Origin of the sequence: Rhodococcus sp. ACPA1, assembly GCF_002300195.1 — a bacterium.
Taxonomy (GTDB): Bacteria; Actinomycetota; Actinomycetes; order Mycobacteriales; family Mycobacteriaceae; genus Rhodococcus_F; species Rhodococcus_F opacus.
On the sequence record NZ_NSDX01000003.1, the window covers coordinates 40,455 to 53,116 of the forward strand.

Sequence of the window (12,662 nt, forward strand, 5' to 3'; positions counted from 1 at the left end):
CATGGCCAAGGAAAGAGAGACCTTCGACCTTCCGGCCGAATTCGAGTTCACCGCCCGGAGTCAGGGGCGAACGATCACCGAGGGTGACTTCAGCGCCATGACGAACCTGACCTGGACAACCGCGGAATACCACACGAACAAGCCGCTGATGCTCGAGTCCGACATGGGCGAGCGCAATCTGGCGGGTGCCTGTGTGATCGCCTTCGCTCTCGGGCTGGCGACACCCGCAGTTCGCCCGCGTCTGACAGATCTGGGCGTGAGGCTGGTAGCCCTCGCCGGCTACGACGAGGTTCGGTTCAAGTCCCCGCTCCGGCCGAACGACACGATCTACGTCGAAACCAGGGTGCGAGACATCGTCAAGACCAGCCGACCGCACCTCGGCGTGATCAACTTCGAGGACTCCGTGGTGGACCATGACGGACGTATTCTCTGCACGTATGTGCGAAGTGCGTTTTGCGACGTCTCCGAGTCGGCGCTCTGCGCAGATCAGTCACCGGAGCGATCTGGCTGAGCGGCCGCGACAGCGGGCCACGGATGAGGCGGGTAAGGACGTTGATGAGCGGGGGAGCAAGAGACCCGGTCGTCCGGTTGCCGAACTCGGTTTACCTGCGTGCACGGCAGGCATTCCGAATGCATGTGCAGCGACGTCCGTTTCGCGCGATCGGGAAGGGTCGCTCGGCGATAGATCCGTCGGGCTGCGGTACTCGGAGAAGGGTCGCTCGGGCGGCATCACGGCGCACGACGCGATAGTTGAGGTGCCTCGGGGACGACAACCAGCCGAGGCCGTGGATGCCACGACGGTGCACCACGGGGAAATCGCTCCTACTCTCTACTCACTAGAACGAACAAGGACGACATGAGTGCCCTACAGATACTTTCTCTGGCGGTCATAGTCGCGGCGTTCACAGCCGCGACGAAATGGCAGCTCAATCTCGGTATTCTTCTGCTACCTGCGGCGTTTGTCATCGCCAGTCTGGCCGGCCTGTCTGCAGACGAAGTCGTCAGCGGATTCCCGAGCGAGATGTTCGTGCTCCTCGTCGGGGTGACGTTTCTGTTCGCCGTCGTCGAGGCGAGTCGGACGATGGACTACATAATGGACTTCCTTCTCAAGCTCGTGGGAAACCGAGTAGTCCTCGTTCCGTTCATCCTTTTCTTCGCGGGAGCCTTCACTACCGGTGTCGGAACGTATTCGGCTGCAGTCGTGGCGCTTCTGATGCCCGTCGCCGTCCGCTTTGCCCGCCAATTCGGAGTCAGCATCTTCATGATGGCGCTGATGGTCGTGCACGGAGTACTGGCCGGGCTGTTCAGCCCGATCGCCATCGACGGCGTCTTCACTGACCGACTCCTGAAGGATGCGGGCCTCGAATCACACCCGGCGCAACTGTTCGCCTGCCATGTCGTGGTGCACGGAATAATCTGTGCTGCAGCCTTTTTCCTCTTCGGTGGCAGAAAGCTCATTCGTGCCCGCCGATCGTCAGGTGACCGCGAGGTTCCGTTCGATCCGGTAGACGCGCACGAGCCGTCTTCTACCGGCCAATCGGCTGGGCCGTCGGGCGCCGCCTCGACCACAATCACATTGCCGGCGAAAACTGTGGGGCGGCCAACGGTGTATCAGGGATGCACCATGGCGGCGATCGTACTCCTGGTCCTCTCCGCGGTCCTGCTCGATCTGGATGTCGGATTCGTTGCCCTCACACTGGCTGTCGTCTTGGCCCTGATCTTCCAACGCAACAGCGAGGACCTCATCCCCAAGATGCCGTGGCCGGTGATGGTGCTGGTCGCCGGGGTGCTCAGCTATATCGCGGTGTTGACTGAAATCGGAACGCTCGGGGCCATCGGCGACCAACTGTACAATTTCGAATCACCTGCAATCGGCATACTCGTTCTCTCCTTCATCACTGCGATCACTTCGGCTTTCACCTCGACTTTGGGTGTTCTCGGTGCAAGTTTGCCGCTAGGGCTACCGATGGTGTCCGACGGTGGGGTCAGCGTTCTCAACGTCGTCGGGCCCGTCACCATCTCTGCAACGGTTGTCGACGCCAGTCCGATGGGCATTGCGGGGGCCCTCGTTCTGGCGAACGCCAGGCCGGACGAGCGCGCGGCGCTGTTTCGGAGGCTCGCTCTGTGGGGTATTTCGATGGTGATCATCGGCCCGCTGCTGTCGTGGGGCATCTTCACCCTGTTGTGACCGGTGGGACCCGGGCAGGGATCGCCCTCTTCGCGTGCTCAGAGCGCGTCGGGCTCCAACGTTTTCCGGGTTGCGGTGAGGCTGCCGAGGAGCTTGACACGCTCTTCGGTGGGGGACCCGGATTCAGCGGTGTAGCCGAACATCGTCCATCCGGGGCTGTCGGTGAGTTCCATTGCTTCGTAGGCGAATTCGAGTTCACCGACCTCGGGGTGGTGGATACGCTCTACTCCGCTCCGCTGGAAGCGGGCTTTGCCTACCGACCAGCGGATCCGGAAATCGTCGCTGCGAGTGACGAGCTCGCCGATGAGATCGGTGAGACCCTTGTCGAGCGGATTGCGTCCCGCATAGGCGCGCAGGTTCGCGACGATGTCGTCGGCTCCGCGTTCCCAAGCGGGATAGTAGGTGCGGGCGGCGGGACTGAGGAAGACGAAACGGGCATTGTTGCCCTGGTTTGCCGGATCGGTCAGCAGCGGTGCCAGCAGCGCGTGCCCGAGGGGGTTGGCCGCGATGAAATCCATGCGCTGGTTGCACACCCAGGTGGGAGTGCCGGTAATCGCGTCGAGGAAACGTCGAAGGCTCGGACGGGCTGTCCGGTCGTCGCCACGTTTACGTCGCCGGCTCGGCTGCGGCTGCGCGGCGCGGGTGAGGTCGTAGAGGTGCCGGGTTTCGGCTTCGTCGAGTTGTAGAGCCCGGGACAGACTGTCGAGGACGTCATCGGAGACACCGGCCAGGTTGCCCCGTTCCATCCGGGCGTAATAGTCGATGCTGATTCCGGCCAGCAGCGCGATTTCCTCACGCCGCAGTCCCGGCACTCGGCGATGCCCGGTGCCGGTGACGAGGCCGGCCTGGGCCGGGCCGATCCGCCCGCGCCGCGTGCGGAGGAACTCGCGCACCTCGATCTGGTTGTCCATGTCACGACGGTAGATCGCGGCCTGGACGTGAAGAAGGAACTGCCAGTACACGGAACAGCAGACACTTCCCACCGCGTTCGCTCGCGCGTCCAATGACTTCGTATGCGTGATCGACAGGGCCTGATCGTGCCCCACGTGGCTTTGTCGGCTTGGTTACATCCACCAAATTAGACAGTCATGCTGTGTATCATTCCCACATCGGACGCAGGAAGCTTGAATGATTCGTCCGAATAAAACAGCAAAACTGACTAGTTTGGTGGGTGAGAGCTGATGGATGAACGTGTCGATCGGTTGAGGGAGAACGTCGTCGCATTCAGCCGTAGGATCCGGAGTAAGAGCTCAGGACATCTGATGTCGCCGACGCAGATGCAGGCCCTGTCTCATCTGGATCGGTCGGGGCCGTTGAGTGCACGCGCTCTCGCCGACCTCGAGCAGGTGGCTCCGCAGACCATCGCTCGCACGGTCTGCTCCTTGGAGAGCAGGGGGATGGTCACTCGTTCCGTCGATCCTAAAGACGCTCGTTCGCAGCTTATTTCGATTACCGAAGTGGGTGTCGGTACCCTTACGGCGGATCGGGCCAGGCGTAGGGAGTGGCTCGCGGCCGCGATCGAGGAACGTTGCACCGATGTCGAGCGGGAGTTGCTGTTCCTTGCGGGCGGCCTGTTGGCCCGTCTCGCGGAGGCGCCCGGCTCGGCCCGGCCGCCGGAGGCGCAGTCGTGACGGCTGTCGGCAATCGGATCCCGCCTGCCTCAGAAGGCCGGCCGATCCCGTTCCGTGTGAGTGGAGCGCTCGCGACCGGTAGTGTTCTGCAGCCGCTGAACTCGTCGATGATCGCCGTTGCCATAGTCGGCATCGCTGCGCAATTCGGGTCGACCTCGGGAGTGTCCTGGGTCATTTCGGCGATGTACATCACCACGGCGGTGGGTGCGCCCACGGCAGGCCGCATGGGCGCACTCTTCGGAGCGCGACGCGTATTCGTCGGTGGCCTGGTTCTGGCCGCTGCCGGCTCGATCGTCGGAATGCTGGCCCCCGATGTGGGATGGCTGATTGTCGCGTACGTTCTTCTTGGCTGCGGTATTTCGGCGCACATGCCCAACGCGATGACAATGATCCGTAGCTATGCGCAGCGTTACGGGCGGCAGTCGCGCACCGCGCTCACCACGCTGGTGGTGTGCGGCCAGTCCGTCGCTGCCCTCGGGCCCACGATCGGCGGCTTGCTCGTGGGTACCTTCGGATGGCAGTCCATTCTGTGGGTGAACCTTCCCGTCGTGTTGCTCAGTGCTATCGCTGTCATGCATGCGGATGTGGGGTTCGCCGGCGGACACCCGGCGTCGGTACGCGAAGCGCTCCGTGCGCTCGATGTTGTCGGAATCGGGATGTTCCTCGTCGCGATCACCTCGCTGATGTTGCTACTCGTCTCGCTTCGCGACAGTCCCTCGTGGTGGCTACTGCCTGTGGCCGGAAGCGGACTCGCCCTGTTCGTCTGGTGGGAGTGGCGGGCACCCGAACCCTTTTTCGATGTTCGTGCACTGGTACGCAACCGTGCGCTCAGTAACACGCTTGGCCGGACACTGGTCACCTATACCTGCTTCTACTGCGTGTTCTTCGGCATCCCCCAGTGGCTGCAGTATGTGAGGGGGATGAGTGCGATCGAAGCCGGCCTGACGATGCTGCCGGTCGCGGGGGTCAGCGTCTTCTCCACGATCGTCGGGTCTCGTGTCTACCGGAGGGCGGGGGCACGGGCGACCCTTCTCGTCGGCACGATCGCTCTGATGATCGGGGGAGTGCTGATTGCGTCCGTCGAGCGTTCGACGGCACCCTTGCTGGTGTTGCTGCTTGTCGCCGCGGTGCTCGGCATTCCCAACGGATTCAACAACATCGGCAATCAGAGCCTGGTCAATTCGGTGACCTCGGTCGAGGAAGTCGGCACTGCTATCGGCATGTTCCGCACAATGGCGTTCATCGGAGCCAATCTCTCGGTGGTGGTGCTTCAGGTGACTGCCGGTCACGAAATCGACGATGCCGGACTGCATCGAATGGGTTGGTTCATTGCCGCAACGGCGTTCGTGCTGGTTGTCGGGGTCGCGCTCTCGCGCAACATGGGTCCGAAGGTCGGGGTGGAAAGAGTCGATTCTCGACCACGCTCGGGGTAGCTCCTTCCTTTCTGCACTGCCGACAGCCGTCATATGGCTGTATATACGACCTAGGGTTCCTATATAAGAACAACGCCGCTACGCTCGGGACGGAGAAGACGTCTAGAACTCACCGACCCCGGAAGGCTCCCCATGACCGTGTTGGCCGTGCGGCACACGACCCCGGCGTTTCGCACCTACTCGGGTGAGAACGCCCTCGACCTGCTGTCGAAAGAACTCGATCGTCCCAGCCCCCAGCGCGTGATGCTGGTCTGTGGCGCATCGATGCTTGCTCACGACGAGGCGCTTCGTCGCGTGGAATCGGCCATCGGAGAACGGTTGGTGGCGCGCTTCAGCGAGGTGCGCGAACACAGCCCGTTGCCGTCTGTGGAGAAGGCACGCGATGTGCTGATCGACTCCGGGGCGACTGCAGTCGTGGCGCTGGGCGGCGGCTCCGCGGTCGTCACCGCGCGGGCAGCGGTGATTCTGGCGGGTGAGAAGGGAGATGCCCGCGACTTGTGCACCCGGCGCGCGGACGACGGCCGGATGATCAGTCCGCGCCTGTCTGCCCCGAAGGTTCCGATGTGGGTCGTACCGTCCACGCCGACGACCGCTTACGCCAAGGCCGGCGCCGCTGTGAGGGATCCCGCGACAGGGGAGAGGCTGGCGCTGTTCGATCCGAAGGCGCGCGCGGCGGGGGTTGTGTTCGATCCGGCGGTGGCATTGACCGCGCCGGCGTCGCTGATACGTTCGTCGTCGCTCAACGCCCTCGCGTTGGCAGTGGACGGGATGCAGTCGACGGGCGGGAACCCGCTGGCCGAAGCATTGCTCGGCCACGCACTGACCGTATTGACGACGTGGCTGGGCCGTGTCGGCGACCGGCCCGACGCCGAGACCGCCGTTCAGTTGATGTTCGGCGCGCTCCTCGCTGGGCAGGGCAGTGATCACGCCGGAACGGGTTTGGCGCAAGCGCTTTCACATGCGGTGGGGCCCCGATCGACGGTGGGCAACGGCGTCGTCGAAGCCCTTCTGTTGCCGCACACGATGCGTTTCAATCTCGGCGTGACCGACGAGGCCCTGACTCGGATCGCGCGTCTGCTGGGTGAGCGGGGAGCTGATTCACCGGCCGATGCCGTCACCGCGATCGAAGAGGTGTTGACCTCTGCGCGGATTCCGCTACGACTTCGCGATGTCGGCATCGAGCAGGCCGACCTGCCGGACATTGTCGAGCACACACTGCACGACTGGGCCGTCACCGCGGTCCCGCGTCCTGCTGATCGCGACGGGCTGCGCAGCATCCTCGATCAAGCCTGGTAGCCGCAAGCTCAGTCCTCCGCGTTTCGCCGGCGTCTGGCCGGTTCAGGGAATTCTTTGCCTGGAAGTGTTCCCAAATACAACCAAGAGTTCTAATATACGAACTATCGCATTTTGTTGACCTTGCGCCAGCGAGTGCCGCCGACACGAGAACACCGTCACGTCCAGCCGGTCTGCACTCAGAACCGGCCGTCCATTCACAAGGAGAGACGTTCATGACGACACAGCCGCAGAGCTGGTCTTTTCCCCTGCAGGCAGATAACGGGCCCGCACCGATGCTCATCGACGGGAGTTGGCTCTCGTCGATCTCGGGGCAGACGTTTCCGACCTACGACCCGGGAACGGGCGAGAAGATCGCGGACGTCGCGCTCGGTTCGGAGAAGGATGCCGAGGTTGCGGTCGCGGCCGCCCGCCGCGCCTTCGACGAAGAGCGGTGGATGAAGCTGCCGGCGCAACAGCGGGGTGCAATCCTGTGGCGGGCCGCCGAGCTGATCAAGGCCTCGGCCGACGAACTGGCCACGCTCGAGAGCCAGGACATGGGAATCCCGGTTCCCCAAGCCCGCGCCATGGTGCTCGAAGCGGCCGCGCAGTTCCAGTACTACGCAGGATGGGCAGACAAGACCCACGGGCGCACCGCCGACCTCGGCCCCGCCGAACGGCGCATCCAGGGTTACACGCTTCGAGAACCGGTCGGCGTGGTGGCGATGATCGTGCCCTGGAACGCCCCGCTGATCTCGGCATCGAAGAAACTTGCCCCCGCCCTCGCCGCCGGATGCACCTGCGTCCTCAAGCCCGCCGCCGAAACCCCACTCACCGCTCTGTGGCTGGGACAAATCCTCTTCGCAGCCGGCGTCCCTGCGGGTGTGGTCAACATCGTCACCGGCCCCGGCTCGACCGTCGGAGCCGCGTTGGCCGAGCACGACGACGTCGATGCCGTGGCATTCACCGGCTCGACCGAAGTCGGACGCTCGATCATCCATGCCGGTGCCGGCAACATCAAGAAACTGTCCCTCGAGCTCGGCGGCAAGTCACCGGTCATAGTCATGCCGGACGCCGATCTCACGGCCGCAATTCCCGGAGTGGCAGGCGCGGTCTTCTGGAACACCGGCCAGGTCTGCGCCGCGGGTACCCGACTGTTCGTTCACGAAGCGGTCTTCGATCAGGTCGTCGAAGGTGTCGCGGAAGAAGGCCGTCGACTGCGCATCGGTTACGGAGCGGACCCGGACGTCGATCTCGGTCCGTTGATCTCCCGCAAGCAACTCGAACGCGTCACCGCGTACGTCGACGGTGGCCGAGAGGCAGGCGCCCGCGTCGTGTCCGGCGGCAACCGGATCGGCGACAAGGGCTACTTCTTCGAGCCCACCGTCTTGGCCGACGTCGACCAGACCATGGCCGTCATGCGCGAGGAAATCTTCGGGCCCGTCCTCGGGGTGATGCCGTTCTCCGATGTCGACGAGGCCGTCGCCCTCGCAAACGACAGCTCGTTCGGGCTGGCCTCGAGCGTGTGGACACGCGACGGCGCAGTCGGCCACTCGATCGCGCGGCGACTGCGTGCCGGGCGCGTGGGCATCAACGTGCATCGCGCCGGCGGAGTGCACATGCCTGCCGGCGGCTACCGCCAGTCGGGATGGGGTCGCGAGAGCGGTCCCGAGGCGATGGAGAACTACCTCGAGACGAAGTCTGTCGTTTCAACCCTGAGCTGACCCAGCTGGAAAGGCTGCAGCCAACTCACCGCAGGCTCATACATCCAAAGGAGAACCATGACCCAGACACAGGACCCCCAGATCGGGCGCGAGCTCGCGCAGGCGAAGTTCACCGACGAGATGCTCGACAACATGCGCGCACTGATCGGCACCGAACTGCGCACCGCCTCAGCGGTGAACAACGAGTACGCAACGCGATTGGCCATCCTGCGCTTCTGCGAAGGCATCGGTGACGACAACCCGCTGTGGACCGACGAGGAGTATGCGTCGACCACAGCGCACAAGGGAATCATCGCTCCGCCGTCGTTCATCTTCGCCTGCCTGGGTTCGGTCCAGGTCGGATGGCCCGGCCTCGGCGGGTTCCACTGCGAAACCACCATCAACTTCCACGAACCGATCCGTGTCGACGACAAGATCACCGCGAAGGTGGTTTTCGACGGGTTCGACGGCCCGACCGACGCAAGTAACTTCGCCGGCCGACGGATCAAGGACTACCTGCGGCAGGAGTACCGCAACCAGAACGACGAGCTCGCCGCAACATTCATCTGCTCGCGGATGCGGTTCGAGCGCACCGAGATGCAAGCGAAGCGTGAGTCCCGCAAGGTCGAACTTCCACACCCCTGGACCGAGGCCGAGCTCGAACGGATCGAGTCGGACATCCTCGCCGAGGCGCCGCGTGGTGCCGAACCGCGCTACTGGGACGACGTTCAGATCGGTGACGACCTCGACGTGATCACCAAGGGCCCGATCGGACTGACCGACGAGATCGCGTTCGTCGCCGCAGGTGCCGCACCGATCCCGCGCATCGCCGCCCACGGTGTCGCGCTGCGCCGCTACAAGAAGCACCCCAAGTGGGCCTTCCGCGACCCGTCGACCAGCGCGCTCGAGCCCGTCTACTCCGTGCACTACAACGACTACGCGGCCCGCCTGCAGGGCGCCCAGGTCGCCTACGACGTCGGAATCCAGCGCACCTCCTGGCAGATCCACCAACTGACGAACTGGATGGGAGACGACGCCTTCCTCGAGTCGATCCACGGTCAGTACCGCTCCCACGTCTACCTGTCCGATGTCGTCCGACTCGGCGGCCGGATCACCGACAAGCTCATCGACGACGCCGGCCACCACGTCGTCCACGTCGAGACCTGGGCAACCAACCAGCGCGATCAGTCCGTGATGCCCGGCTCCGCCGTCATCCGCCTGCCGCACCGCGCGACCGACGCCGAGGGGAACGCCCAGTGACTCCCGAACCCACCACCACGGCCTGGGGAACGTCGATCGTTCCGGTCGCCGTCGACGGCCGGACGTTCCGCATGTACGCGGAACGCCCACGCAGCCTCGGATCGCTGTTGCCTTTCGCGGATCGCTGGAACGACCGTGCACACATCGTCCAGGGTGAACGCGTGATGACCTTCGCCCAGTTCCATCAGGCAGTTCGGAACCGCACCGCGGAACTGCGGGCACGCGGCATCACCACTGGCGACCGCGTGGTGATCCTCGGCTGGAACAGCCCGGAATGGATCGTGAACTTCTGGGCGACCGTCGCCGCCGGAGGCGTCGCGGTTCTGGGCAACGCCTGGTGGAGCGAGAACGAACTCGCCGACTCGCTGGAGACGGTCGTCCCCGCTTTGGTGATCGCCGACGAACGCGTCGTCGACCGGGTGCCGTCCCGGTGGCAGTTGCTCCCCTGGGATTTCCAGTCGGAGATCGACGCGGAGACACAGCCGGCACCGTCCATCGTCGACATCGACGAGAACTCCCCGGCGACGATCATCTTCACGTCGGGAACCTCGGGTCGCCCCAAGGCCGCCGTCCTCTCCCACCGGTCGCTGCTCGCGGGCCTGCAGATGCTTCTGCACATCACCCGGCGGTTGCCGCATCAGGTCGACGAATCGACCGGCCAGCCCGCCCTGCACACCGGACCCATGTTCCATGTCGGCGGAGTGCAGACCCTCCTGCGGGCGATCTGCGTCGGGGACACGCTGGTGATGCCGGCAGGCCGGTTCGATCCCGCCGAGGCAATGCGATTGATCGAGCAGTGGCGCGTCCAGCGGTGGAGCGCGGTGCCGACCATGGTCTCCCGTGTTCTCGAGCACCCGGATGTTCGGACCCGCAACCTGACCACGCTGAGGTCGTTGACTGTCGGTGGCGCTCCGATGACCCCGGAGTTCGTCGAACGCATCCGCACCGGGCTCTCCGGTGTGGAGCCGCGAATCGCCACCGGCTACGGGCTGACCGAGAACGGCGGACAAGGCGTCGCGGCCTCGGGAGCCGACACCGTCGAGCGCCCCGGAACCACCGGACGGGCTCTGCCGTGCGTCGAAATCACGATCGCCCCGGCTACCGAGTTCACGGACGGGGAAATCCTCCTGCGGAGCCCGACCCAGATGCTCGGGTACCTGGGGGAAAAGGAAGCGCCGATCGACTCCGGCGGCTGGCTGCACACCGGCGACCTGGGACGTCTGGACGACGACGGATACCTGTTCATCACCGGACGGTCGAAGGAGATGATCATCCGTGGCGGTGAGAACATCGCCCCCGCAGCGGTCGAAGCGGCTCTGACGGCCCTGCCGGACGTGGCCGACGCCGTCGTGTTCGGTATGCCCCACCCGGATCTGGGTGAGGAGGTCATGGCGGCGGTCGTTCTCACCCGTGACCTGGATCCGGACACCCTGGCAGGACAGCTGCGCGGCCGGATCGCATCCTTCGCGATCCCGAGCCGCTGGGTCCCGCACCGCGAGCCCTTCCCGGTCAACCACGCAGGCAAGATCGACAAGAAGGCGGTCGTTGCCGCCGCACGACAGCTCCTCGAGGAGGTCCGATGACCGGCGTGGTCGCAGCCCACACCCAGGGACGGGTAGGCATCGTCGAAGTACAGCGAGGACCCCACAACTTCTTCGACGAGGCCAGTCTGTGCGACATCGGTGAGGCACTCGTGCACTTCGACTCCGTCGCCGATGTTCGTGCGATCGTCCTCTGCTCACAGGGACGGAACTTCTGTGCGGGCGCCGATCTCCGGGGAGTGGACCAACACATCCTTCGCCGGGTCTACCGCGCAGCGGCGTCGCTGTTCACCACCCGAAAGCCCATCGTCGCGGCAGTCCAGGGCGCGGCGGTCGGCGGTGGGCTCGGCCTCGCGTTGGCCGCGGACTTCCGCGTTGCGGGCAAGGACGCCAGGCTGACCGCGAACTTCGCGAGACTCGGCTTTCATCACGGCTTCGGGCTGTCTGTCACCCTTCCCGCGGTCGTCGGCCAGCAGAAGGCACTGGACCTGCTGTACACCGGCCGCAACGTCGGTGCGGACGAGGCTCTGGCGATCGGATTGTGTGATCGGGTCACCGCCGTTGATCCCCGTGAGACCGCGATCGAGTGGGCAACCGAGATCGCGGAGTCCTCACCGCTGTCGCTGGTTGCCATCAGGTCCACGATGCGACGCTCCCTCGCCGCGCAGGTAACGGCGGCCTTGGACGAGGAAGCCACCGCGCAGACGATGCTGCTGGCGACCGCTGATCTGCACGAGGGCATTGCGGCTTCGATCGCCAAGCGTCCCCCGGTATTCGTCGGAGCCTGAGATGAAAGGCTGCAGCGGCCGGATACCACGAATGGATGGGGTTAAATTGTGACCGTGAGCGATTCTTCGAGCGACCGCGTGGACCGAGGTCCCCAGAACCACCGGACGATCGACCGTGTCACACGCATCCTCGAAGAGGTTGTCTACAACCCGGGGATGACCTTCGCCGAGCTGTCCCGAGCGTTGGACGCTCCGAAGAGCTCGGTACACGGGTTCATTCGCGGGCTGGTCGCTGCCGGATGGCTCCACCAGGACAACAACCGGTTCTACATCGGTCCGGCCCTGCACGGGCTGACGCTGGCAAGTGGACACCTCCGTGCCGGATCGGTCACCGACGCCGACCTCCAGGCGCTGCACGAGGCGACCGGCGTGACCGTGTTCCTCGGCGTTCAAGCCGGCGACAACCTCATCTACGTCTCCGAAATCGGTGCGGATCTCCTCGCCGGGTTCGGCGCCCGCAAGAACATCCGCCGGCGGCTGCTCGAGACCGCCGGCGGCAAGGCACTGCTGGCCGACCAGCCAGCGAGCCAGATGGACTCCTACCTTCGTCGGTGCGGGAGCGACGAAGCGGCGCTCGTCGACACCTTCCTCAGCGAATACGACGAGATCAAGCGCACCCGCGTCGCTCGGAACACTCTCCACGGCGGTACTCGGTTCGCGCTGGCCACGGTGGTTCGGAACAAGGCCGGGAAACCTGTTGCCGAAGTGACCCTGGTCGGTGCGAGCGCCGACATGCTGCCACGCGAGCAGGAACTGAGGAAACTGCTGCTCGACCACGTCGACGGATGGCAGCAGCGGATCGGGTCCCCGCGCTGAGCGCTGACTCCCAGAGCTCGTGCGGCATGG

11 protein-coding genes are annotated in these 12,662 nt (G+C 64.8%); 10 read left to right on the top strand and 1 reads right to left on the bottom strand.

Annotated features, from left to right (window positions below; genetic code table 11):
- Nucleotide 1 precedes the first annotated feature (1 nt).
- Entirely contained in the window at nt 2–511 is a 510-nt protein-coding gene (locus CJ177_RS10750; protein ID WP_025433464.1) for a hypothetical protein, read from the top strand.
- Nucleotides 512–856: 345 nt separating this feature from the next.
- Nucleotides 857–2,188: an SLC13 family permease gene (locus CJ177_RS10755; RefSeq protein ID WP_061040564.1), complete on the top strand. Its 1,332-nt coding sequence runs from the start codon at nt 857–859 to the stop codon at nt 2,186–2,188.
- A gap of 38 nt (nt 2,189–2,226) precedes the next feature.
- On the opposite strand, the gene CJ177_RS10760 is transcribed toward CJ177_RS10755, so the two are convergent.
- Nucleotides 2,227–3,099, bottom strand: a complete 873-nt coding sequence (locus CJ177_RS10760; RefSeq protein ID WP_179443198.1) for a helix-turn-helix transcriptional regulator — start codon at nt 3,097–3,099, stop codon at nt 2,227–2,229.
- A gap of 351 nt (nt 3,100–3,450) precedes the next feature.
- Between CJ177_RS10760 and CJ177_RS10765 the strand changes: the two genes are divergently transcribed.
- The 8 genes from CJ177_RS10765 (at nt 3,451) to CJ177_RS10800 (ending at nt 12,632) form a co-directional block, all read left to right on the top strand.
- Nucleotides 3,451–3,819, top strand: a complete 369-nt coding sequence (locus CJ177_RS10765; RefSeq protein ID WP_231914325.1) for a MarR family winged helix-turn-helix transcriptional regulator — start codon at nt 3,451–3,453, stop codon at nt 3,817–3,819.
- On the top strand, nt 3,816–5,252 hold the full coding sequence (locus tag CJ177_RS10770) for an MFS transporter (RefSeq protein WP_095867719.1): 1,437 nt from the start codon (nt 3,816–3,818) through the stop codon (nt 5,250–5,252). The genes CJ177_RS10765 and CJ177_RS10770 overlap by 4 nt, the downstream gene beginning before the upstream one ends.
- 132 nt (nt 5,253–5,384) lie before the next feature.
- A complete protein-coding gene (locus CJ177_RS10775) occupies nt 5,385–6,548 on the top strand; it encodes an iron-containing alcohol dehydrogenase family protein (RefSeq protein ID WP_005250208.1) in 1,164 nt (387 codons plus the stop codon).
- Nucleotides 6,549–6,760: 212 nt separating this feature from the next.
- Complete coding sequence (locus tag CJ177_RS10780; protein WP_025433461.1) at nt 6,761–8,248, top strand: aldehyde dehydrogenase; 1,488 nt, start codon at nt 6,761–6,763, stop codon at nt 8,246–8,248.
- 57 nt (nt 8,249–8,305) lie between these two features.
- Nucleotides 8,306–9,487, top strand: a complete 1,182-nt coding sequence (locus CJ177_RS10785) for a MaoC family dehydratase N-terminal domain-containing protein (RefSeq protein ID WP_005250210.1) — start codon at nt 8,306–8,308, stop codon at nt 9,485–9,487.
- Nucleotides 9,484–11,070: a class I adenylate-forming enzyme family protein gene (locus tag CJ177_RS10790; protein ID WP_082764340.1), complete on the top strand. Its 1,587-nt coding sequence runs from the start codon at nt 9,484–9,486 to the stop codon at nt 11,068–11,070. Before CJ177_RS10785 ends, CJ177_RS10790 begins: the two co-directional genes overlap by 4 nt.
- A complete protein-coding gene (locus tag CJ177_RS10795; RefSeq protein WP_005250214.1) occupies nt 11,067–11,816 on the top strand; it encodes an enoyl-CoA hydratase/isomerase family protein in 750 nt (249 codons plus the stop codon). The genes CJ177_RS10790 and CJ177_RS10795 overlap by 4 nt, the downstream gene beginning before the upstream one ends.
- A 78-nt stretch (nt 11,817–11,894) precedes the next feature.
- Nucleotides 11,895–12,632, top strand: a complete 738-nt coding sequence (locus tag CJ177_RS10800; RefSeq protein WP_037182915.1) for an IclR family transcriptional regulator — start codon at nt 11,895–11,897, stop codon at nt 12,630–12,632.
- Nucleotides 12,633–12,662: the final 30 nt, after the last annotated feature.

Coding starts and splice junctions, on each gene's coding strand:
- CJ177_RS10750 (WP_025433464.1), top strand. CDS start 2: ATGGCCAAGGAAAGAGAGACCTTCGACCTTCCGGCCGAATTCGAGTTC.
- CJ177_RS10755 (WP_061040564.1), top strand. CDS start 857: ATGAGTGCCCTACAGATACTTTCTCTGGCGGTCATAGTCGCGGCGTTC.
- CJ177_RS10760 (WP_179443198.1), bottom strand. CDS start 3,099: ATGGACAACCAGATCGAGGTGCGCGAGTTCCTCCGCACGCGGCGCGGG.
- CJ177_RS10765 (WP_231914325.1), top strand. CDS start 3,451: ATGTCGCCGACGCAGATGCAGGCCCTGTCTCATCTGGATCGGTCGGGG.
- CJ177_RS10775 (WP_005250208.1), top strand. CDS start 5,385: ATGACCGTGTTGGCCGTGCGGCACACGACCCCGGCGTTTCGCACCTAC.
- CJ177_RS10780 (WP_025433461.1), top strand. CDS start 6,761: ATGACGACACAGCCGCAGAGCTGGTCTTTTCCCCTGCAGGCAGATAAC.
- CJ177_RS10785 (WP_005250210.1), top strand. CDS start 8,306: ATGACCCAGACACAGGACCCCCAGATCGGGCGCGAGCTCGCGCAGGCG.
- CJ177_RS10795 (WP_005250214.1), top strand. CDS start 11,067: ATGACCGGCGTGGTCGCAGCCCACACCCAGGGACGGGTAGGCATCGTC.